The organism is Thermosphaera sp. (assembly GCF_059755995.1).
On sequence record NZ_DBOUKL010000016.1, the window covers coordinates 1 to 22,773 of the forward strand.

Sequence of the window (22,773 nt, forward strand, 5' to 3'; positions counted from 1 at the left end):
CATCCGTGCTTATCATCCTCTTCAAGAATTCTTCGCCACGCCTCGCGGAAGCTTCCACGACTCTGCCGTTTTTAAACACCAGCCTGACCCCCTCAACCTCCACTCCTCTCCATATTGCTGGATAATCGAATTCTACCACTCCTTCCACAGATTCTTCTACAGGCCCGGTGAAAACCTCCCCGCCAGGCATGTTGTTCTTCCCCTCATCGGCGATCCATTTCCTTCCTTCAACGCTAAGCAAGAGATTAATCCCTGGTCCTTCAAACCTTAACTCTCTAACCTTGTTCAGGAATTCAGCCACTTTGGAAAGCTCCTGTCCAATCCTCACCCACTCGGCCACAGGGTTCTCGCTGTCAGCGTATAGCGCGTGGAAGACAAAGTCCTCGTACTCTGAGATGCTCATTCCAGCTTCCTGTGCAAGAGCCTTTGTTGGATAGATTGTGACCACCCATTTCAGCTCCCCTTTAGCGCTTCTCTCCAGGAAGATCTTGTTCAGCTCTCTTCTAGCCTGAGCCCTTGCCTTTAATTTCTCGGGATCTATGTTTACAAGCGGCTTGGTGTGTGAAGGCGAGATAATGCTTACTGAGGCATTGGCTTTCTCAACTATTTCCTTCTCAATGACGCTTACGTGTGTTAGCACGCGTTGAGGCGCGAATTTGTAGAACGTTTCAGTTATCGATTCCTCATCCAGCCTTATTAAAAGAGGGTATGCTTCCTTTTCAACTATTTTTCTAACAAGCTCCCTCACTAACGGGATAGCTTCCACTGAGGCGTTTACAACAACTTCTTCTCCGGGTTTGAGATTTAGTGAGTAATCAACTATGATTTCAGCCTGCTTGCTTATCCTAGGGTCTACCAATGTCCCCACCGCTACTTTCTCTCCGCGAGCATCCTGTCCAGCGCGAGGATTCCGGCTATGTTGTCTCCTACTAGTTTCACCTTTGCCAATAGATCGCTTGCATTCTTCTCTTCTTCAACCTGCTCGTTTATGAACCATTGGAGAAAGGCCTCGGTAGCTTTGTCTTCATGCTTCCTGACAAGGTCGACCAGCTCCCATATCCTCCCAGTGTTTCTTACCTCAGCATCGTAGAATTCCTGGACGGCTTCCATTATGCTACCCCACTTCTTTGAAGGTGCTGAGATATCGTAAAGCTCTATCACGCCTCCTCTATCAATTATGTACTCGTAAAACCTCATGGCATGCTCTAATTCCTCTTTAGCCTGTACTTTAAAGTAGTGTGAGAACCCTGCAAGAGATTTCTTATCGAAGAATGCAGCCATGGAGAGGTATAGATATGCGTTCTGGAGCTCTTGATTCAGCTGCTTGTTCAAAGCTTTTAGGACTTCCTCATTCATGCTATCACCATGTTATAAAGATTTAACGCGTTGTTAATAAACTGCACGCGCCAAAGCCTTCTTTTTATTTCTGGACTGGCTTATTTAAGATGGGGGTTAGTTTGCCAGATCCCGTGGAGTATGCTGAAGCACTGTCCCTGGCGTTCGCGCTGGAAGCCTCAGGCTATCCTAAACCCGGCAATGTTGATAGGATACATGACCTCCCGGGGCTACCGTATGAGGCATTCATAGTTACAAGTATTGTAGCTACAAAGTACTTGGAGAAGGGCGTGAGGAGAGGTATTAAGGGCTGGGGTGATGTAGTCTTCGGTGACTTGGTCTACGGTATTGTAGCAGATTCCATGCGGAAATCGGGTTCGACAAATACATGCTTAGGTTCAAGCCTGCTGATAGCACCTCTAAGTGTTGCCATAGGCTTGTGTTTGAGAAAAGAAGAGGAAAACCTCAACTGTTTTTTAAGAATGATCCGCGAGGTTTTATCAGCAACCTCTGTCGAGGACTCTGTGGAATTCTACAGGGCTGTAAGGGAGGCTAGACCCAGCTATATCAAGCCTACTGATGAAACAGGAGAATTCGTCAACGTATGGGATCATGATTACAAGAAGAAGCTGAGGTCTAAGAAGCAGAGGTTGAAGGATGTTTTAGAGTTCAGTGCTTCGCATGATATAGTATCTCATGAGTTGGTTAATGGATTGCCAAGGAGTGTTAACGAGCTGAGATTCCTGGCTGAAAGGTTTAACGCCCATAAAAACTGGAACCGCGCAGTGGTTGAGACGTACGTGCACTTGTTAAGCAGGGAACACGATACCGTGATTGTAAGAGAACATGGTTTTGAAGTAGCTTCCAGGGTTAGGGATTTGGCGAGCGTGTATATAATAAAACTCCTCGTAGCTCCTCAGTCGGAATGGTTAAGCCTTATAACATCTTTGGACACGGAGATTAGGAGGATAAGGGTTAATCCAGCCTCGGTAGCGGATATAATTGCATCGACGATTGCGCTGTACACCATAGACTCTTTAGCCAGGAACAAGTATTACCTCAATCTTAATCCTTGATGAAACGTTTTCAATAATCCTTAAACCTTTCCTCCTCGAAAACCCTCCCCCTGGGATGGTATCCAAAGGACTCCCAGTATCCGTTAACATATTTATCCGTGAAAACTATCTTTCTCAACCACTTAGCGCTCTTCCATCCATAGAGATGGGGTACTATGAGTCTTACCGGATACCCGTGGAGAAATTCGAGGGGTCGACCATTCATCTCTAAAGCTAGGAAAACGTTTGGTTTCAAAACCTCTTCAAAGGGGAATATTGTGGTATACCCGTCCATCCCTTCCGTGTAGATCCATTTAACACCTTCCATTGGTTTAACCAGGCTCAGGATTCGCTCAAAGGGGACACCTTTCATTCTAACGTTTCCAACGCTCCAGCCTGTAACGCAGTGAAAATCGATTGAATATTCGGCTAAACCCAATCTGTACAACCCTTCGAGGTCAAGGGTCACCGGGTTTTCAACCAGGCCTGTTACCTCCAGCCGCCATTCTTCAACATTAAATTTAGGTATTCCAAGGATATTGTATATAACGAAATTAGGAATGAACACCTGACCAGGAGGTTGCTCTTTACTACTAGGATCATTATACTCCGTGAGAACAGGTTGCTCGTTGGCAAGGCCGATATTGAGGTTTAATTTATCGGGCTCTTCGGGAACCGTAAACAATACTCTTCTAACAGCGTTGTTCTTGGTTACAACCCTGACGCCAATGAATCGTCCGTTATCTAACATGTACCTAAACCTGTACAGTAAATGGCTGCTCCCGATAGGCTCGTTTGAGTCGAAGACCAGCTTGAAGGGGTTTTTCACATCGAAGACTGCATAGAAAACAGCATTAACCATGTCTTGTATCTCTTTAACATCCTCATACCGTTTTTCCTCAACGACACAATCAACCACGTACTTGACTCCTTTGATCCTGATGCTTTTCTCCTCGATAAAGTAGCACTTCATGTGAAACCCTTCAAGTAGTTATAAGGTGTTTCATAAATATATTTTATAAAAACAAGGGGTAGGAGCCATGAGCGAAGATTTACCGGTGGAGTTGAGAATGAAGCTGTATAAGAAGTATTTGTCTAAACTTGCAAATAAGAATGAAAACTCTGTCTCGGCGAAAGAGTCTGTGAGAGAAGACCCTGAGAAGGTGGTGCAGAGTAAGCTTTCAGATGAGAGAGCGGAGGAGATAATGGAGAAGATCAAGATAAAGTATCCTGAAATATATGATTTACTAGTTAAGGAATTGTACCGGGCTATTAAACAAGGTGTTGTGAGCGAATTAGATGGCTTAACTTTACTAAGCATTGCTCATAGCATTGGATTAGATATAAGGCCTGACCTACGTATAAGGTTTGTTAAAAATGGAAAGGAAGTAGATATGAAGGAGTATTTAGGAAAATAAAAAAGAAGAATTGAAAAATCATTTAACTCCATACATTGTTAACGCTAACACTGCCATCTTCGTCCATAAACCGTTCTCAGCCTGCTCGTAAATCACCGATTTCTTCGGATCGTCAATCACATCGTCATCGGCTTCATAGCCCCTGAAGATTGGTAATACATGCATTAATACTCCTTTCTTGTCCATTAAATCCATTAACTCCTTTGTAACCTTCCAGTTCCGATACTTCTCGTAAATCTTCAGCTCCTCATCCTTAAACTTGCTGTAGCCGACCTGGACAAGGGTTGGTGAGGCCCAGTTTCTCGGGAATACGGCGTGAGCCCCTTTCACAGCCTCCTGCAAGTTATCCGTTATCTCCAGGCTTCCCCCGTGCTCCTTAGCCAGTTCCCTGGCTTTTTCAACCAGCTTCGGATCCAGGTCGAATCCCGGCGGCCTTGCAATAACAACGTCTACTCCAAACCTCGGGAAGAGGATCATGTCCTCCTGTACGCTGCACCATCCCCTGATCTCTGGGCTGTAAGCCCACATTATCACGTATTTCTTGCCCTGCGGGTTCACGAACCTTTCCTTGAACGTGTAGATGTCGGCTAAACCCTGAGTGGGATGGAACATGTCGTCAGCCATGTTGATGACAGGGATGTTAGCTGCCTGGGCCATCTCCCTTATATAGGCGTTTCCTACACCGTACAGGTAGTCGATAGCCTTGTCTAAGATCCTTATTCCTAGCCCATGCCCGTACACATCGTACATCGCGGCAACGTCCTTAATAGCTTCGCCAGCCTTCTCCTGTTTCCCAAAAGCCATTCTCGTCGTTGTAGCATCAATGAATGCTGCATGACCGCCCAGGAAGGCCATTCCGGACTCAAATGCTGCCCTCGTTCTTGTCGAGCCGGCGAAGAATAGCATGTAGAATACTTTACTAGCGAGTATTTTCGGAATATGCTCTACTCCGTAGTAATGTGCTATTTCCTTGAACTCTTTCGCAAGGTTCAAGGCTATCTCTATCTGCTCATCTGTCCAGTCAAGGGTTGAGATGAGGTCTTTACCGCTTAGTTCTCTGACAAGGTGTCGCAACGCAGGCATTTACTTCACCAGCAATTGTAATTATCTACCGGGGACGTATTTAAAAACATGGTTAAACACTCAAAGCTTAAAACAATTTAAAAGCTAGTTGTTTCTAGTTAACCATGTGGTGGGTTGGAATTGAGTAGGAGATTGTTAATAGTGGGAATTATTGTGGTTTTGATTGCGACCGGATCTCTAGCATGGTTTTCTCTTCAACGTCCTGAGACTACTAGGAAAGTTGTGGTCTACGCCTATAACGACAGGATTACGGGGATAGACCCCAGCGTGGAAGACGACACTGGATTAGTCGTATTGGGATCAGTATATGAGCCCCTCCTTTATTACGACCCCAGGAGTGATGAATTTAAACCTGCCTTAGCAGTCAACTGGACAAGTAATGAAGATGGGACGGAATGGGTTTTTAAGCTAAGAGAAGGAGTAGTGTTTCACGATGGCACTATTTTCAATGCTACTGCTGTTAAAATCAGTATTGAAAGAGCAAGAGACGTGTATAGGTCAACGGGGCGTGGAATGGGATATATCTGGGATATGGTTTCAAGCATCGAAATACTGGATGCCTACACGGTTAAATTCATCCTAGATTACCCGGCAAGGCTAGATTTCATAGCCTCAGCCTCATATGCAGCATACATATTCTCCCCCTCCGTTATTGAGAAAGCTGGAGCCAGTGATATTCTTGATGGGAAAATAGAGCAGTGGTTCAACCAGGGGCATTCCGCAGGCACCGGGCCATACATGATTGAGGATTACAAGCCGGATAAGGAAGTCAGGCTTAAAAAATTCGAGGAATGGTGGGGTTGGAAATTAGTGAACAATCCTCACGCCCCTGATTACGTGATTATTAAAATTCTCACCGAACCCCAGTCGCAGTACAACGGGTTAACCTCGGGCGAGGTAGACATAGTTTCAAGCGTGCCCAGGGATTATGTTGGTCAATTGCTAAGTAAAGGGTACAAAAACTACAATCTCACAACCTATCACAACTACATACTATTCTTCAACACTAAGAGGTATCCAACGAACATAACAGAGTTCAGGCTCGCGGTGGCACACGCGATAGACCTAGACGAACTGGTTCAGTTATGCATGAAGGGTTTCGCACTTAAAGGTAGCGGTGTGGTCCCACACTACTTCCCGGGCCACGCGGACAATCTAACCTACCGTTACAACCTATCTCTAGCTAGAGAGTACTTGAGCCTCTCCGGTGTTGAAACCCCTGTTACCATTGAGTTTCTATACCAGGTTGATTACGAGGAGAACAGGATTCTGGCTGAGACGTTGAAGTCAAGGCTTCTCCAGCTGGGCATTGAAGTTGTATTAAACCCTCAGCCGTGGACCGCTTTGAAGGACATTGCTAAAGGTGTTTGGGAGAACCCTGATAACACTCCTCATTTGGTAATTGCCGACTGGTGGCCAACTATTCCAAGCCCCTACGACTACCTATACCCGATGTTTCACAGCGAGTCGAAAGAGTGGAATTATGCGGGCTATGAGAACCCTGTTTTCGATGAGCTAATAGATGAGGCTTGGGAGCTGGAGGGTGAGGATTACCAAGCCGCTATGGATAAATACTATCAAGCACAGGAAATACTATTCGATGAGGCGGTAGCTATCAATCTTTGGGATGAGGTGAAGCCGTTCATTTATAATCCGAAAATAGAAATCCCCAGGGAAGCCATGAACCCGCTGTATATGTATGTAATATTCTTCCAATACGTGAAGGTGGGCTAGCCGGAAATGCCGGTCAGCCTTAACTATATTGTGAAGAGGCTTTTTTGGAGCATACTTGTTTTAGTAGGCGTGGTTGTTTTCTCATACTTGGTCATCATTTTCTCGCCTGGAGACCCGGCGACGAAGTGGGCTGGGAACCCGAGAGGTGTTAACGCTACCCTTGCCATCGAAGCAGCCAGAAGGGAGCTAGGTCTTGATAAGCCACTGCACATACAGGTTTTCGACTTCATAATTAAGGTTTTCACAGGAAACCTGGGAACTAGTATTGCTTACAAGCAACCAGTTTTCACTATCCTCTACTCAAATCTTGCCGCAACGCTTGAGCTCCTTTTCTGCTCCTACGTGATAATTCTACCTATAGGCATATTTCTAGGAGTTTACTCGGCTCTCCACAGGGATGAATTAATCGATGATTTACTACAGACTTTTGGCACGGTAATGGCTAATACTCCCGCGTTCTGGCTTGCCGCTATAGTCTTCCTACTACTAGTGTCAAGCGGGCACCCTGTATACGGGAGGATAGATACGAGGCTGGCTTTGGAAACAGGTTTTCAGCCGATTACAGGGTTTTACTTGCTTGATAGTCTCTTGCAAGGGAATATAATAATCTTCATTGATGTCTTAATCAAGCTCATTCCTCCAGCACTTATAGTTGGAGTATATCCCTTAGGCTTGTCGATTAGGCTGTCTAGAGCTCTGATGGCTGAGTCTCTCACAGAGGATTTTGTGAGAGCGGCTGTAGCGTGGGGGGTGAGGAAACGGCGGATTATTTGGAGATATGCTTTCAGAGCCAGTATTCCCCCTTTGGTTCAGGTCTCCGGTCTAGCCTTTGCCTACAGCCTAATAGATGCGATGGTTGTAGAGTACGCAGTGTTTGGTAGAGAAGGGCTGGGCAGGCTCCTGGTCGACGCGTTAAACTATAGTGACTTTAAACTCGCAATTGGTTTACTAATAGTTGTCACAGTGTTCTACCTTGTAATCAATACATTGGCGGATGTTATTCAAGCATTAATTGATCCAAGGGTGAGACTGTAGATGACGAGCACTAGCAATGATAAACTCGACATCTCTGCTGCCGTGAAAAATGCTAAGAGAGCGCTTCAAATCAGGACAGGGTTCGTAGCATTAATCTTTAAAGCTTGGAGTAAAAGTAACAGGTTTAAAATAGGATTACTCATTTCCTCGTTTATCATTTTGATCGGTGTTTTAGCTCCCCTAATAGCTCCTTATCCTCGCGACGGACTGGGCTATGTCCCGGAGGATGCGTTGCAAAAGATCAGGCTCCCCCCTTCACAGGATCACTTGTTCGGCACCGATACTAGAGGGCGAGACATATTTTCAAGAGTTGTCTTCGGGGCCAGGTCTGCGTTAATCCAGATTTTCCTCGTGGTTTCTTCCAGCCTATTAATTGGATTGTTCATGGGGGTTATTGCTGCCTACTATAAAGGATTGGTTGAAACTGTGATTAACTATTTAATTGAACTATTTATGAGCATACCCGCCATCGTAATAGCCCTAGCGCTAAGGCTGATCCTCGGCTCCGGATTATTCACCGTAGTATTAGCCTTAATCATAACATGGTGGTCCTGGTATGGACGGGTAACCTACATATATTCTAGAAGCATTGTTGAAATGGACTATGTTCTTCTCGCAAAGCTCTCAGGAGTTTCAGGTTTGAAGATAATTTTCAGGCATGTTGTAAGGAATGCTTCACCCCCCGTCCTAGTCCAGGCGGTAACGGATCTGGGGAGTGTTCTGCTCGAAGCATCAGCGATAAACTTCCTAGGGCTTGGACTGCCCCCCGACTCACCCGAATGGGGGGTTATAATGCAGGAGGGCATTCAATACTTGTCAATATCCCCTTGGATTAGTGTTTTCCCGGGTATATTCATATTGATAACAGCTTTAGGGTTCAGCCTTATTGGAGATAGCCTTAGGGAAGAAGTAGACCCTAAGTTGAGGAGAAGGTGGAGGCTATGGTTCTAGCGGTGGAAGCTGAGGATTTGAAGATCGGGTATGAGGATGAGGAGGTAGTTTGGGCGGTAAAAGGAGTTTCATTCAAGGTAGAGGTTGCGGAGATATTTTGCCTCGTAGGTGAGAGCGGATGTGGGAAATCCACTACAGGAAACGCCATCGTGGGCATCCTCCCACCGTACTCGGTGACCGACGGCGTTCTACGGATTTTCGGGAAAACCGTGATAGAGGGGAATAGAAGGGATTACACGGGCGTGAGAGGTCGCATAGTATCCTACGTTCCCCAAAACCCGGGCTCTAGTTTAAACCCGTATTTAACCGTTGAGGAACAGTTCTACTACGTTTTAAACAGCGTATATGGATGGGGTCGTAAGAAAGCGCTAGAAGAGGCGGCAAAGTATCTCCAAATGGTAGATCTAGATCCCGGTAAGGTCTTGGATTACTATCCTCACGAGCTAAGCGGGGGTATGCAGCAGAGGACGGCAATAGCCTTAGCGCTTTCCACAGGCGCTAAGATAATTGTTGCCGATGAGCCAACATCAGCCCTGGATGCTCATTTAAGGCTTGGATTAATCAGGCTTCTCACCCGTCTCAGAGACACTATTAAGCTAACCCTCATATTCATCACCCACGACTTATTATCAGCTGGAAAGATCTGCGACAAGATAGCCATCATGTATTCGGGGAGAATACTAGAGCTTGGCACGTCCGGGAAGATACTTACAGAACCGCTTCACCCTTATACCGAGATGCTTGTCGACGCAGTTCCAATTCTCGGCGTGTTAAAGCCTTTGAAAACTTACGGAGGAGAACCTCCTCCCCCAGATGTAGAGGTTAAGGGATGCCTGTTTCTAGATAGATGTCCAAAGAAATTTGAAAAATGCTATTATTCCCATCCTCCGCCCAAGGAGGTTCATGAAAGAATTGTTGAATGCTGGAGGTATGTTTGAAGATGTCGGCGTCAGCGATTGTTAGGCTAGAAAACGTTACCCTAGGATATTACACTATCCCCAAGGGGTGGAGGTCTTTATTTAAAATAAAACAACCCGTTGTCTTCAACGTGAACTTAAACGTAATTGATGGTGAGAAAGTGGTTATAATAGGTGAGAGCGGTTCGGGCAAAACAACCCTTTTGAAAACCATTCTGGGCATTCTACCCCCGTTCGAGGGAAAAGTATACGTTTTAGGTAAAAGCATATACGATTTACCTGTTAAGGAGCGGAGGAAAATTACCAGGCAAATAGGGTATGTACCTCAGGACCCGTATAAGTCGCTGAATCCCAGGGTTAAGGTTGAGACAGTGATGATGGAGCCGCTGGAGAGAAGCAATCTAACAGAGTCGGAGAAACGGGAGAGAATTGTCGAAGCCCTCAGGCTTGTTCAACTGCATGAAAGAATTCTTGAATACTACCCGATGCAGCTTAGTGGGGGGATGATGCAAAGGGTTTTGATAGCTAGAGCGATAGTGCATGACCCCGAGATTCTCATCCTGGATGAGCCGACATCAGCGCTCGATGTCTCGATACAGGCCCAGGTTATAAATTTATTGAACCATATTCAGAAGAAGCTTGAGTTAGCAATGCTAACGGTTACTCACGACCTTGCAGTGGCTCAGTACTTGGCTGACAGGGTGATCATTCTTTACAGGGGGAGAATAGTAGAGGAGGGGGAAACAAGGATGGTACTATCCCAACCCTCACACGAGTACACCCGGTTGCTGATTTCGAGCTACAGGGCTTCAATATAAGTTTTAAATCATTAAGTTAATAGAGGTATTAGCTGGCTGAGGATGATGCTGGGCGAAGTATATTTAACGGCTAGGCAAAACAGGATCGTGAGCTTAGTCCTCAATGGGATATATGATTTAGAAAAAGTGTCTCAACACCTTGGAGTGAAGCCTGAGGATATAATGAGGGATATAACGGAGTTGAGCAATAAGGGCTTGATAGTTATTCACAGAGAGGTGGAGAAGAAGTTAAAGATTACTAGAATCGGGAAACTCTACATGGAGAAAGGGTTGCCTGAGAAAATCGTTCTATCCTATTATAATGAATGCGTTGATAAGAGGATTGAAGCATTAACGAACTGCTTATCCGAGAAAACCGGGTTAGACCGTGATGAAATCTCTATAGGGATACAGTACATTGTGAAAGCAAAGTGTGGTAAAATATTGGAAGGCTCACTGATCTTGGGAGACCCGTTAATCTGCCAACAACTCCTGGCCTCCGCAAAACATGTCGAAGAAGTATTGCGTAGCATTGATAGAGAGGTTAAGGTTTCCGAAGAGGAATTGGCGGATTTAAGAAAGAGAAAAATGGTGGAGATTGTTGAGAAGAGGGTTTTAAGAATAAGTCCAACACCCTTACTGCAAGAATTGGCTAGTAAGGGTTTGATCAAGGAGAAGGAAATAGTAACCGTCGTGAAACCATCAATGGCACTTGAACTAGACAAGTATGTGGTTAAAGAATTCGATCTTTCAATCCCTGTTCCAAGGCTCCCGAGCGTGAGGAAGCACCCATTCATGGAGTTTATAGATGATTTAAGGGATATAATGGTTTCCTTAGGTTTCGAGGAGGTTAAAGGCCCTCATGTTGAAGCAGAGTTTTGGAATTTCGACGTGCTTTACCAGGCTCAGGACCACCCTGCCAGGGAGATACACGATACTTTCTTCGTTAAAAGCGATGCCAGAGCTTCTATTTCCAGCCAGCTTATGGAGAGGGCTAGGAGGGTTCACGAGAAAGGATGGGGGTATAAGTGGAGTCCTGAGAGAGCGATGAGGCTTGTCTTGCGTAGTCAAACAACAGCAGTATCTGCTAGAGCCATTTTCGAGAGAGGAGAGGGCGAGTACAGGGTTTTCACGATCGACAGGGTTTTCCGCCCCGAGAATCTGGATGCCAAGCACAGTATGGAGTTCTACCAGCTTGACGGGATTATTGTTGGGAAAAACGTGAACTTTAAACACTTGCTCTACTTCTTCAAGGAACTCGCTGCAGCCCTTGGGATAAAAGAGGTGTGGTTTAAACCAGGCTACTTCCCCTTTACCGAGCCGAGCGTTGAAGGATATATAAGGCATCCTAAGCTTGGATGGGTTGAGGTTTTCCCGGGCGGAGTGTTCAGGCCCGAGGTTATGGAAATTCTCGGAGCTCCTGGAGTTAAAGCGGTTGCATGGGGTATTGGTGTTGACAGGCTTGCCATGCAGGTTTTGGGAATCGATGACATAAGATTACTGTTTACAACGGACATAGAGGCTTTAAAGAACATGAAGTACCTCGGCCTACCTTACAAGTTTTCAAAGACCAGTGGGAGGAACGTTGGAGTTGCGGAATATCCTCAATGAGATGGTGAACCCGTTTAAATGAGGAATGATCGGGAGCCTTATAAGATCCGGCTCTTCCTAACCTCGTTGTTGAGGACTATATTGAACAAGCCTGTTGGTTTCGATGAAGCGGTTAGAACCACTATGCGAAGGATTAAACTAGACAAGCGCGAGAAAAGATCAGCCTATATTCATGCTTACCAAACTATTGTAAACTACTATGGTTTGAAATACCTGGCTGAGAAAAAAGGGTTAGGTGAGGGTGTAAAAGCCATTGTTAACCTGCTTGAAAAGCTTAACTACAACTTCGAAACCTATTTGGAGTTGATGGATGAAATTACTCAAGAGATGCCTATTGAAGAGAGACTTGCAAAGAAGTATAGTTATCCGTTATGGGTTGTGAAAGAGCTTCTAAAACATCTCCCTGTGAGCGAGGTTGAGAAAACCCTCCGAAACCTGAACGAGAAAAAGAGATGGGCCCGCGTCAACACTGTGAACGCTACATTGGAGGAGGCGCTGGAATGCTTGGAGAATGAGGGTGTGAGGTTTCAGCGCCACCCTAAGTTCGAGGATTTCTTGAGGATTACGGATCCGTTCTACCCGATAGGGGGTTCTAAATGTTTCAAGAAAGGGTTGTTGATACCTGAGGATTTAAGTTCTTATGTTCTAGTTGAGAGCGTGATGAAATATGTGGCTTCCCCTCTCCTCGACTCATGTTCGGCACCTGGTGTTAAACTATTTCATATATTATCAAAGAATGCATCATTGAGAGCTATTGCAGTGGACTACTCTAGTAAGAGATTGTTGTATGCCGTGGAAATCTTGAAAACGTATGTTAACCAAGGAAGAATTCTATTGATCAACGGTGACTCCAGGATTCTCGCATACAAAAATAGATTTTCAACCATAGTACTCGACGCCCCTTGCTCAGGCTCCGGCGCAGTCTATGGTGATCCAAGCGTTAAATTGAGACTCTCAAGGGAACATGTACGAAGATATGCCCTTATCCAGTATGAATTGATGAAAAATGTTATTAAACAAGGTGAAAACATCGTTTACACAACCTGTAGCATACTCCCTATTGAAGGAGAAATGATTGTGCAGAGGATTTATAAGGAAGCACGCGCTGTGCTTCAAGATCTAGTCGGCGACTACATAGATCCAGCATATCCCGGGTATGATGTCTCTTATAAAACCTTTCGAATCTATCCCCATAAAGTAGAGGGACAAGGGTTTTTCATCAGCGTTCTCAGAGGTGTTAGGTGATTGAAGCTAAGTATAGACTATGCTTACGGTGTTCACCCCAGTAGATGTTTCGGGTTAACCCTGGGGCTGGACATACTTTTACCGCCCAAAAAATGCCCTCTTGACTGTTCGTGGTGCCCCCTGGGTAAAACGGTGGATAGAACCAGGACAGCGAAAGAGCAAGAGGTAAACCTTGGTAAGATTGTTGAAGAGTTAAAAGAGCTATACGAGTACATTGGTACGCTGGCTAGAAAGGTATATGTATGGGGTTTTGGAGACCCATTATTGAATCGCCGAATATCTGAAGCGGTCAAGGCTGTGAGAGCGGAAAGCCAAGCTGATAAAGTAATTATCCATACTTCAGGTCTTCTCCTACCCCAGTATTATTCTTCAGGGCTATTTGAAGACGTTGACGAATTTGTAATCCCATTTGAATGGGCCTCTGAGATAAGGCTCGAGTTTGGATGGGAACCTGCGGTGTCCATTACAACTTTTCTTGAAATACTGTCAGAGTTTAACAGGAAATACCCGGGGAAGCTGGGGCTTGAAATCACCGTTTTTAAGTTTGCAGGATCTTTAACACCTTCAACCGAGTCCTTGAGGGAGATCGCAAAGCAGGCGCGGAGGGTTGGCGCAGAAAGAGTTTATTTGAAAACCATTAACCGTTTTGTAAGCGAGAAGATACACTCAGTCAACCCCAGGTTGATAAGTGAATATGCTGAAATACTGGAGGAGAATGGGATTAAGCCGGTTGTCTGTTACGGTAGCGTTAACTTCGAACCAGGCATCCAAAAGCACGGCTTGATTAGACTCGTGTATAACCATATTTTGAGAAAACCCTTAAGTTTCAGGGAGTTGAGAAGTATTTACGGCGATAATGGAGTGATCTCAGCGGAAAACCTTGTAACTATGAAGAAAGCTGTGAAAACCGCTTGGGAAAAAGAAGTATACTATCGCGGCGTGATCTAGTCGTGGAAAAATCTTTAGAACCCCTCGCTAAAAATTTCAGGATTAATGCTACGAGAGAAATGCTCAAAGAGGCTAGTAAAATAATGTGGAGGTCTTCCAAGCGCATGACTGGAAACCCTTATTCAGTAATTCCCGTTTGGGAAAATAAGGTTAAGGGGTCGGTTCTTTAATGGCGGCTATGATTGTCTTTTACATCTACGTTGGCTGGCTTTTCTCAAAGCTTTTAGGGATTTATTTTAAGATGAAGGATTTAGGGGAGCTTCCCGGATATATACTGGGCTCCCTGATAACCGCGATGTTCTTCCATGGCTTGGTTAATCATGAAGATCTAAGCCTAGTTGCGGAGATTTCTTCAATACTAATAGTATTTCATGCTGGTTTAACCAGCGATTTCACGGAGGTCTTGGAGAACTTTAAAAAAGCATTAGTAATGTCTCTTTCCGCGGTATTTACCACTTTCATGATTGTTACGTCTACACTCCTCTACCTGGATTTTCCCTTGGAAACAGCCTTATTGATCGCTATTCTATTCTCTAACACTGCGACAGAGACTACGGCACTTGCTCTTGAGAAGCTTGGAACACAGTTGAAGAACCTACTGGTTTCCGCGAGCTTCATAGACGATATTATCGTGCTATTCATCGCAACAGCATATTTTAACCTGTTAAAAGGAGCTGGAGGGTTGGATTTCATCCTCTCATTATTCATCTCCATCACCATGTTGGCGATAATTATGCAGGTTGGAAAGTTTAGAGAAAGGTTTGCAAGATTCTTCATTAAAATGTCTAAATCGCATGAATCTTTTGTCGACATAACGATCACTGTTTTAACCGGCATGGTCGCTTTATCCCTGGTGTTTAAGGGAAGCGGGCTCATCGCAGCTTATTTAGCGGGCCTCCTTATTTCGATTGGCGCAGCAATAAAGGATCCTCTTCTCAGATTTAAGCCGAGAATAATAGATTTCAGCGTAATGCTCGATAGCTTTATAGACTCCGTGTTTATACCATTGTTCCTCTTATATGTCTCCCCACTAATAGTTAGGCCAGGAGTGAATTTAGCATTTATAATTCTCATATTTGCTGGCGCAGTTCTAGGTAAATTCCTACCCTACTTCTTTTTCATAAGACGTGATCAACGATTCAGGGAAGACGCGGTTGTAGCCGGGCTGTGTATGAGTGGGAGAGGTGGTTTAGAAATGGTTCTAGTGGTTCATGGGATGAGTTTAGGGTTGTTGCCGGAAATGCTTGTTAATTCAATACTTGTCGTCTCCGTCTCCACGAGTTTGTTCGCGATGTTTTCTACTGGTTTATGGAGAAGAAGAATCAGCTAGGCCCGTGAATTCATCCCTTTTAACAAGGTCATCCCTTCCAAGCCTCATCCTCGAGATTAATATTGTTGAATAAGCTTAATAAGTTTGGAAAGACTTACCTCAGCCACCACTACCGGATTGGCAACGCCTAGCTCATAGAGTATCTTGGGATGTATTTCTCCTACGAAACCAACCCTTTCCCCGTTTACATATATAGATGTAAATCTCTCCTCCAGGAACCCTTCATTTTTATCTCTAAGAAACTTATATTCTGCATTAATAAGGTCGAAAATAGAAGCTATTAGCGATAAGCCATCTGTGAGTGTAGATTTCTCATGGGATATTGCTACTCCAAGCCTTCTCTCCACCACAGGTTCTCCTTCGCCTTCTCCCGGCATTATAACGTCTCCTACCTCGAAGATTTTGATTACTGATTGCTTGCTTGAGTTCTCTACGACAGCATCTAGCAATCCAGGTGTCAGCCAAACTCTCAATCCGGTGAATCTTTCAGATTTGGGGTTGGAAACCAGGTACATGTTGGTTTTCAAGCCAAATCTTGTTAATTGGGTAAACTCGTTGCTCATAATGTAGTTGGATACCTCCGTGTAACCCATTCCGATTAAAATATCCCTTATTTTCCGTGAAAACGCTTCGATAGGGTGAATCCTACCTGGATGAGTTGACGGAGGCAACGAGTCAGCCTCGGCCCCTAATACATGGTATCCTAGTGAAATAGAAACGTCTTCGGCAACATCAACCCATGATTTAACATCCAGCCTGAACAATGGTACTTTGACTTTCAATTTTTTACCATCATTCTGAATGATTTCGTAGTAGTGTTTTCTCAGTAGTTGAGCAATATCGTCAGCTTCTAGCCGTGTCCCTAATAACCCATTAACCTCGTCCACGTTTAAAACCAGTATTTGAGCCTCAGTCTTGGGGGAAACTATTTTTTCACCGGTGGGGGTTGATACTTCCACTATCTCCACAATTCCTGATGATGACCTCTCCGCTATGTTCAGAGCCATGATTGTCACTAAATTGATTGCCGTTTCCTTATCAGTGCTCGTGGAGTCTATCAATATGTTTCTAGTTCTAACATCTACTTTCGAGGTTTCCCCATTAACGATGGGTGCAAGGCTTAGTATTTGACCGGTAGAATCAGCTAGGACCGGGTATTTCCTCATGCCGGCTATGATATATCCATATAATTGCCCCTGTTTAGTCTCTTCCAGAGCTTTTCTCAAGCTTATTTCCCTTGAGGCTTCTAAAGGTATGAAAAACGTACTGTCAGGGTCACCTAGTTTATAGTAAATAGGGGGAGTTATCTTGTCAAGGTCGTAGACTCCTATGCTTGCCTTTCTTCGATCCCTACCGTAGGTTGAGGCTAGCTTTTCCTGAAGTTGCATTATTTGCCTTACCGCTTCATCATCCAGGGTAAGATCTCTTACAACTGCTAGGGCAACATAGGGTCTTTCAGGTATGTTCTCAGCGAATCCTTTAACACTGGATGGTTTGAACTGCAACTCCTTTGAAGCTAGCCCCATGAAGGGTCGTAATCCTCTCGCCAATCCTTCCGCGCTGAATATGTCGGGCCTGTCATGATTTGCCTCGTACTCGAGCAAGTCATTCTCCAGCATTTCAATCTCGCATTTGAGGAATGGCAAGTACTTCTTTACATCCTCGTCCGATAGTTGTTTGCCCAATAATCTCTCTAAATCCCTGATGCTTACCCTTATCGTTGGCATTTCTATCACGTTACTGTATTATTTTAAGATTTCATCCTTGATAATACTCCACGCGTTGTTAATAATGATTTCTTCGTTCTTAGTCCAACCTATCAGGTTTTCCTGCTTGAACAACTCCATTAAGTTTTCAACACCGTTCTTGTAGCCGAGCGGGGCGTATAGTGAAAGATAGGTGTTGGCACCTCTTATCTCTCTGAGACGTAGGAACATGTCCCTATCCATTTTCTTATAAAGTAGTCGCAGGGATATTGGTGTTTCAAGCTCGTTTACCTTGTCCCGGACTGGCATTCTTTCTGAATCTATCAAGCTACTTATCAATGTGGGGGTTATCCCGGTCTTCAAGGACTCCATTCCATACCATGCTTTAAGGTATTCCTTGAACCTTGCTCTCACCTGGTCTGTCTTAAACTTCTGATAGTACAAGCTTCCAGCCACCAGCGATGCTAGTGAAATTTGAATAAGGCTTGTAACAGAGAGGGTTGACAAAGCATCCATGTTGGTATGATAGTATTTGCTAGGCCACTCATTATACATCACACTATCCCATCCCCACCCAATTGTCACATCGTGATCGCTTCCAGCAGTGTACGGCGTGATGCTGTAGCGAACCCCGGGGAGTTTGAACCCGCCGAACGATGATGCAGTGTCCATGACGTATTTAACAGCGAGGTATGCGTACGGGGCTATTGTCGAGTCTATGATGAGGGGAGGCATTACTATGTTGAGGGTTGAGCCTGTAACACCTTGATTACTCCCCACCATGTCTAAGTTGATAACAGCTTTGGGAGGGTTTTTCAAAGCGTTTTTCAAGAATATAGTGCCCGTGTACTCGGGAACCCATGCATGACAGGAGGGGATGTAGGCCTCGTTTCTCGAGTTAGCAATTGCGAAAGCTATTAACGCGTTCGCAACACTACCACTGGCGTTGTCGTGCGCGCCTGGTTTTGGGTGGCATATATGGCTTGTATACAATACTGCTGGCTCCTCCGTGTTGCAAGCCACTAATGCTAGTATTCCCTCCCCGCTATATTCGCTCTCCACCCTCCAGCATACGGTTATTTTTCTAGCAGGGTTTTCAATAAGCATTGATTGAAGCCTAAGCGCTGTGGTATAGGGTATGTTCATCACGACCTTATCTAGAACCTCCTCCCTACTTATGAAAAGACCGGTGTATGGGACAGCATCTCTAAACCTCTTCGGGTCATACACCAGGATGAGCCTGGCATCAATGGTCTTGTAGAGATCATAGACATATCCCTTAGCTAGTACAACATCCCCCTCGCACTTTTCATTCGTACATATGGATAATTCTCCACACCCCTCCCCAGGAGGCGAGTGAGCGGCTACGAGTGTAGGGTAGTCTTTAGAATGGAATTTCTCAATAACAGTGTTTCCCACTTTAACTTCCAAGAAAGCGTTTTTGAGATTCCAGCTCGCCGGGATTTCCATGAATCCTTTTGTACCGCCTGGAGCTATTTTCAGCACCCTGGTTGAAAGACCCATCCCACTTAGAACTTCTTTTAACTCCTCAACCGCCAGGTTTAACTCCCTAGAACCCTGAATCCTATGGTATCTCGTGATAATGTTGAGGAGGTCCCTCGCCATCGACGCGTGCAAGTTCTCCATGTACTTCGAGACTAGTTCATGAATCAAGGCTTATCCTCCGTTACACATTAAATATTGTTCGCAATTATATTAAATTTGGCAAGCACGAGGTCGGGATTTATGGTTATCGTCAGCATAACACCTGAAATCGCCATTGAAGGCGGGAGAATATACGCCGGCGGCCTAGGTGTTTTGGAAGGAGACAAGTTGCTGGGAGCGGGCGACATGGGGCTTGACTACCTAGCTCTCTCCCTCTTCTACCGCCAGGGATACACAAGTATTAGCTTCAAAGGGGTTGAGCCGGTACTTCAGCATGAGGAACAAGACCAGGAATTCATCTCAAAGCTCTCGCAAGAGAAAGAATTCAGTGTGCAATTACGTGGAGAAGATGTCATTGTTAGACCATGGGTATTCAAGTATAAGACAGCGAAGGCAGTCTTATTCGAAGCGGTATGCCCGTTCTGGGCTAGAAGGCTTACAGATAGGGTTTACTATGAAAACAGTATTGAGGAAACCTTCTACAAGTATGCCTTATTGGCAAAGGCATCGGCATACTATTTGAAAAACTATGTTGGACTCGATAAGGTGAGCGTTATAGATTTAGAAGAGAGCTATGCCTCTCTCATTCTCAACGTGCTGGAGGTATCAAGGATTTCGCGCATCATAATACACACTCCCGGGCCATGGGGGCATCCGAGCTTCCCGGGAGAGTTCATTGCTAGAGAATTCGGCGTGTTCCTAGGAGACTATATTAATCTAACAGAGTTCTCCCTCTCCAAACTAGACAAGGGTATAGTTGTTTCGAAGAAGCAGGAAGCGGTTGCTGCCGCCATTTTTCCAAAGTACAAGGAAAAGATAGTTTCAATCACTAATGGTATACATCTAGGGAGGTGGATGCATCCAGCTCTGCGTGAAGCAGTGAACAGTTCAACTATTAGCATCGATCTTTTGAAGAGAGTTAGACAGAGCGCTAAGGAGGAAGCTTTTTCGCTAATTAAAAGCTTCAAAGGCAACGTCAACATGGATGGAAGAATAGTGATCGCATGGACTAGGAGGCTGGCAAGGTATAAGCGTCCATACTTTATCGCGAGATTTATAGAGGAAAACCCTGATATTAACGCGTTCTTCATAATTGCTGGTAAACCCCACCCAAGAGACTCCGACGGAATAGGTTACTTGAAGAAATTCAGAGAGCTGGACTTAAAGCTTACTAACGTGGCGTATATACCCGATTACAACATTGAGAAGGCGAGAACAATAATTCAGGGATCAGACTTACTGTTGTTCACGCCTTTCCCAGGCTGGGAGGCTTGCGGTACGAGCTACATGAAAGCCATGGTGAACGGGGTTCCGGTTCTCTCCAGCAGAGATGGCGGCGTTCTCGAGGTTGTTGAGGACGGGGTTAACAGCTGGCTCTTCGGCATTGAACCCTCAGACTTCATAAACATATACACTGATCAAAGGGCCAGGGAAATCGATGAGAAGGATTACTACGAGTTCAGAAACAAGTTGCTCTGGATAATTGAACTCTACCAGAGGGATCCGGAAAAGTATTGGGAAGTAGCTTTCAACAGCTTGAAGACTGCCCCGGGCAAGGTAGACATTAGAGAAGCGTTGAAAAAATACTATATTAAAATGTAGTTTACCTAACCACTAGGACTGAAATAGGAGCGTTTATTACGAGAGATAGTGCCACGCTGCCAATGGGGAGTTCGCCATAGAGCGTTTTGCCCCTGGCTCCCATTATCACTAGGTCGTAACCTTCCTCAACGATTTCTTTTATCAACCGATAGCTGACGCTTTCCAGGCTAGGATCATATTCGAGCGTCTTATATGAAACGTTAATAGGTTCTCTAGCTATTCTCGCCTTAGCCTTCGCCAGCGGGTCTTGGCTGAGGGTTTCTCCCTTGCTTTTAACAGTTACCACTGTTATCTTTGAACCATAATGCTTGGCTAAATCAATAGCCAGCTCCAGTGCTTTAAGACTTACCTCGCTCCCATCAACAGGGACTAGTATCTTCCTGTAGATGAAACTAATCCTATATGAGGGCTCTTCACCATTCAACTGTAGAATACACCTCTAGATAATTATGTATCATCCTCTTATTAAAAAACATCTTTTAATCCCCCGATACCCAGCAGTTTATCTGTTTCCTCAACTACTTTTTCCAAAGGTAATTTGACGCCGGCAACAGCGTATAGAGCATCCATGTTTTCTGGAACCACTATTGATTCTTGATGAATAGCCTGGATCAGTGAGATACTGTTACCGGAGACTAGTATGGAATTCTCGAAGACAACGTTTTCGTAGATATCGTTCCTACTCCTCAGGAAGTCTCTAGCGGCCTCGATCAACTTGCTGGTGGAGTCCAAGCCGGTTTTCTTGGGATCAACCAGGAGTATTCGGGCATACCTGCTTAAAACCTCGGTAACTTGTTCCTTAATTACAGGTGTAGCCACCTCTACATCTAAATATTGTACATGCATAAGAGTTGTTGGAACTACAACCGCTTGGCTGATTATTTTAACATTGGGTAAGACCAGCATTGCGTCCTTCCCGTGGTGGCTAACATCCTCTACAGATTCAAGTTTTATGGAGTTAATGGGTCCTCTAGCATCCTCCTTGGGATCCGCCCCTCTCCTGATCACGAGTACTCTGGCACGTTTAACGTTGAATTCCTTGTGTAATACGCAGAGAATCCTGAGCAATCCAGTAGTGTTGCAACTAACCACTCTAAGGTACTTCCTACCGACTGCCTCGTCATAGTTGCAGTAAGTGCTGAAACTTAACTCCGCTACCTCCGGCTTCTCTCCTCCTTGAAAAATAGCTGGTTTTCCAGCAGCTTTATATAGTGAAAGATTCGCAAACCCCTTACCACTAGGCGAGGCATCGATTATTATGGAAGACTCCTCTAGGAACTCCTGGATGGTTCCTTTCGGCGTTACACCTTGTGATTCAAAATCACGCCATTTCTCAGGTGGGACATAGATGTTTATACCTTTCTTGAAAGCCATCTTTGAAGAGTAGTCAGGGGTGTACTTAACTATTCCTACAAGCTGGAACCTTGAGTTTTTCAGCACAGCGTCTGCGACTCTTTTCCCTATGGTACCGTAACCGTTTAATCCCACCTTGATCAATTCTACCATCCCAGGAACATTTTCGAAGATAATTCCATCGCTTTCAAAGCAGGTAATTCCTCGCCGGAGAGGAACAGTAGTAGCGCGTTCCCGCCGGTGGAGACATGGATCCTGTTGTTCAACCTGCTCTCATCAACCATTGAACCCAGGTGTCCCCCTGCTATTAGAGTGAAAGCGTTGCTCCTATAGACCGATTCCAGTAGGTTGAGCGTCCCCTTTCTAAATTCCTCCTCTTCTATGACCCCGGCCGGCCCTCTCATCACTATTACCTTAGCATCCTTCAGTAAATCCCCATATATTTTGACAGTGTTTTCGCCAATGTCTCTAATCACTCCACGTATTTCGCCAACGTACACGTTCCTCACCTCTCCGTTTACCTTAGCCTTGAAGTCTATCGGTGTCTCGATAGGTGCACCCCTCATCAAAATGTAGCGTGCCCTTGGAATAAGAGGTAGCAGCCCCTTCTCCTCCAACACCTTCATGTTTTCAACGCCAATGTCGATTCCTTTAGCCACTAAGAATAGGTGAGCCAGTAACCCGGTTGCCAAGATTCTATCCGCTAGCTTGTTTCTCATCAAGTTTTCAATAACGCGGAGAAGCTCGCGGACTTTTGAACCTCCTAGCACGTATATACGAGGAGATTCGAACGAGTTCAATATCCTGGTAATTGCCTGGATTTCCTTCTCAAATACCGGTCCAATACAGCTTGGAAGCGATAACGGGAAACCCACTATGCTTGGCTGGCTTCTGTGAGCGGTTGCGAAGGCATCGTTGACGTAGACGTCTACGTTGCTTGAAAGCTTTTTCACGAGCATTGTTAAAGCTTGTTTCTCAGGGGCAGCCT

General features: G+C 45.0%; 21 protein-coding genes. 12 read left to right on the forward strand and 9 right to left on the reverse strand.

All coding sequences use genetic code 11. The annotated features are described in order from the left end of the window. Positions 1–859, reverse strand: an 859-nt coding sequence (locus AC3OH0_RS01725; protein ID WP_498344525.1) for an aminopeptidase, incomplete at its 3' end; no start/stop codon positions are given. An 11-nt stretch (positions 860–870) separates the two neighbouring features. Continuing rightward, on the reverse strand, positions 871–1,356 hold the full coding sequence (locus tag AC3OH0_RS01730; RefSeq protein WP_498344526.1) for a ferritin: 486 nt from the start codon (positions 1,354–1,356) through the stop codon (positions 871–873). A gap of 101 nt (positions 1,357–1,457) precedes the next feature. On the opposite strand from AC3OH0_RS01730, the gene AC3OH0_RS01735 reads away from it, so the two are divergent. Then, positions 1,458–2,411 carry a triphosphoribosyl-dephospho-CoA synthase gene (locus tag AC3OH0_RS01735; protein ID WP_498344527.1) on the forward strand — a complete coding sequence of 318 codons (954 nt, stop codon included), beginning with the start codon at positions 1,458–1,460 and terminating at the stop codon, positions 2,409–2,411. 10 nt (positions 2,412–2,421) lie between these two features. Here the strand turns inward: AC3OH0_RS01735 and AC3OH0_RS01740 are convergent, their stop codons facing one another. After that, the gene (locus AC3OH0_RS01740) at positions 2,422–3,363 is read right to left on the reverse strand and encodes a molybdopterin-dependent oxidoreductase (protein ID WP_498344528.1); all 942 of its coding nucleotides are present in this window, start codon (positions 3,361–3,363) and stop codon (positions 2,422–2,424) included. 67 nt (positions 3,364–3,430) lie between these two features. Between AC3OH0_RS01740 and AC3OH0_RS01745 the strand changes: the two genes are divergently transcribed. Beyond that, on the forward strand, positions 3,431–3,808 hold the full coding sequence (locus AC3OH0_RS01745; protein WP_498344529.1) for a hypothetical protein: 378 nt from the start codon (positions 3,431–3,433) through the stop codon (positions 3,806–3,808). Positions 3,809–3,826: 18 nt separating this feature from the next. Here AC3OH0_RS01745 and AC3OH0_RS01750 read toward each other — a convergent pair whose 3' ends face one another. Continuing rightward, the gene (locus AC3OH0_RS01750) at positions 3,827–4,891 is read right to left on the reverse strand and encodes an ornithine carbamoyltransferase (RefSeq protein WP_498344530.1); all 1,065 of its coding nucleotides are present in this window, start codon (positions 4,889–4,891) and stop codon (positions 3,827–3,829) included. Positions 4,892–5,011: 120 nt separating this feature from the next. Here AC3OH0_RS01750 and AC3OH0_RS01755 point away from each other — a divergent pair, with 120 nt between their 5' ends. The 9 genes from AC3OH0_RS01755 to AC3OH0_RS01795 all read left to right on the forward strand — a co-directional run bounded on the left by AC3OH0_RS01755 (position 5,012) and on the right by AC3OH0_RS01795 (position 15,459). Beyond that, a complete protein-coding gene (locus tag AC3OH0_RS01755) occupies positions 5,012–6,625 on the forward strand; it encodes an ABC transporter substrate-binding protein (protein ID WP_498344531.1) in 1,614 nt (537 codons plus the stop codon). A 6-nt stretch (positions 6,626–6,631) separates the two neighbouring features. Further along, complete coding sequence (locus tag AC3OH0_RS01760; RefSeq protein WP_498344532.1) at positions 6,632–7,660, forward strand: ABC transporter permease; 1,029 nt, start codon at positions 6,632–6,634, stop codon at positions 7,658–7,660. After that, a complete protein-coding gene (locus AC3OH0_RS01765; RefSeq protein WP_498344533.1) occupies positions 7,661–8,611 on the forward strand; it encodes an ABC transporter permease in 951 nt (316 codons plus the stop codon). It begins immediately after the preceding gene. Continuing rightward, positions 8,602–9,549 carry an ABC transporter ATP-binding protein gene (locus AC3OH0_RS01770; RefSeq protein WP_193435998.1) on the forward strand — a complete coding sequence of 316 codons (948 nt, stop codon included), beginning with the start codon at positions 8,602–8,604 and terminating at the stop codon, positions 9,547–9,549. Before AC3OH0_RS01765 ends, AC3OH0_RS01770 begins: the two co-directional genes overlap by 10 nt. 2 nt (positions 9,550–9,551) lie before the next feature. Then, a complete protein-coding gene (locus tag AC3OH0_RS01775) occupies positions 9,552–10,346 on the forward strand; it encodes an ABC transporter ATP-binding protein (protein ID WP_193436954.1) in 795 nt (264 codons plus the stop codon). A 45-nt stretch (positions 10,347–10,391) separates the two neighbouring features. Next, complete coding sequence (gene pheS / locus AC3OH0_RS01780) at positions 10,392–11,936, forward strand: phenylalanine--tRNA ligase subunit alpha (protein WP_193435997.1); 1,545 nt, start codon at positions 10,392–10,394, stop codon at positions 11,934–11,936. A gap of 18 nt (positions 11,937–11,954) precedes the next feature. Further along, positions 11,955–13,181 (forward strand): RsmB/NOP family class I SAM-dependent RNA methyltransferase, encoded by a 1,227-nt coding sequence (locus AC3OH0_RS01785; protein ID WP_498344534.1) that lies wholly within the window; start codon positions 11,955–11,957, stop codon positions 13,179–13,181. Continuing rightward, the gene (locus tag AC3OH0_RS01790) at positions 13,182–14,129 is read left to right on the forward strand and encodes a radical SAM protein (RefSeq protein ID WP_498344535.1); all 948 of its coding nucleotides are present in this window, start codon (positions 13,182–13,184) and stop codon (positions 14,127–14,129) included. Between the two features lie 169 nt (positions 14,130–14,298). Beyond that, positions 14,299–15,459 (forward strand): cation:proton antiporter, encoded by a 1,161-nt coding sequence (locus tag AC3OH0_RS01795; protein WP_498344536.1) that lies wholly within the window; start codon positions 14,299–14,301, stop codon positions 15,457–15,459. 56 nt (positions 15,460–15,515) lie between these two features. Here AC3OH0_RS01795 and pheT read toward each other — a convergent pair whose 3' ends face one another. Together pheT and AC3OH0_RS01805 are read right to left on the reverse strand one after the other, a co-directional pair. After that, on the reverse strand, positions 15,516–17,186 hold the full coding sequence (pheT, locus tag AC3OH0_RS01800) for a phenylalanine--tRNA ligase subunit beta (protein WP_498344537.1): 1,671 nt from the start codon (positions 17,184–17,186) through the stop codon (positions 15,516–15,518). An 18-nt stretch (positions 17,187–17,204) separates the two neighbouring features. Beyond that, positions 17,205–18,839: a M28 family peptidase gene (locus AC3OH0_RS01805; RefSeq protein WP_193435992.1), complete on the reverse strand. Its 1,635-nt coding sequence runs from the start codon at positions 18,837–18,839 to the stop codon at positions 17,205–17,207. Positions 18,840–18,911: 72 nt separating this feature from the next. Between AC3OH0_RS01805 and AC3OH0_RS01810 the strand changes: the two genes are divergently transcribed. Next, complete coding sequence (locus AC3OH0_RS01810; protein WP_498344538.1) at positions 18,912–20,432, forward strand: glycogen/starch/alpha-glucan phosphorylase; 1,521 nt, start codon at positions 18,912–18,914, stop codon at positions 20,430–20,432. A gap of 1 nt (position 20,433) precedes the next feature. Here the strand turns inward: AC3OH0_RS01810 and AC3OH0_RS01815 are convergent, their stop codons facing one another. The 3 genes from AC3OH0_RS01815 to pgk all read right to left on the reverse strand — a co-directional run. After that, positions 20,434–20,856 (reverse strand): universal stress protein, encoded by a 423-nt coding sequence (locus AC3OH0_RS01815; protein ID WP_193435991.1) that lies wholly within the window; start codon positions 20,854–20,856, stop codon positions 20,434–20,436. A gap of 41 nt (positions 20,857–20,897) precedes the next feature. Next, entirely contained in the window at positions 20,898–21,938 is a 1,041-nt protein-coding gene (locus AC3OH0_RS01820) for a type II glyceraldehyde-3-phosphate dehydrogenase (protein WP_227410844.1), read from the reverse strand. After that, on the reverse strand, positions 21,932–22,773 hold an 842-nt coding region (gene pgk / locus AC3OH0_RS01825), incomplete at its 5' end, for a phosphoglycerate kinase (RefSeq protein ID WP_498344539.1). The genes pgk and AC3OH0_RS01820, both read right to left, overlap by 7 nt.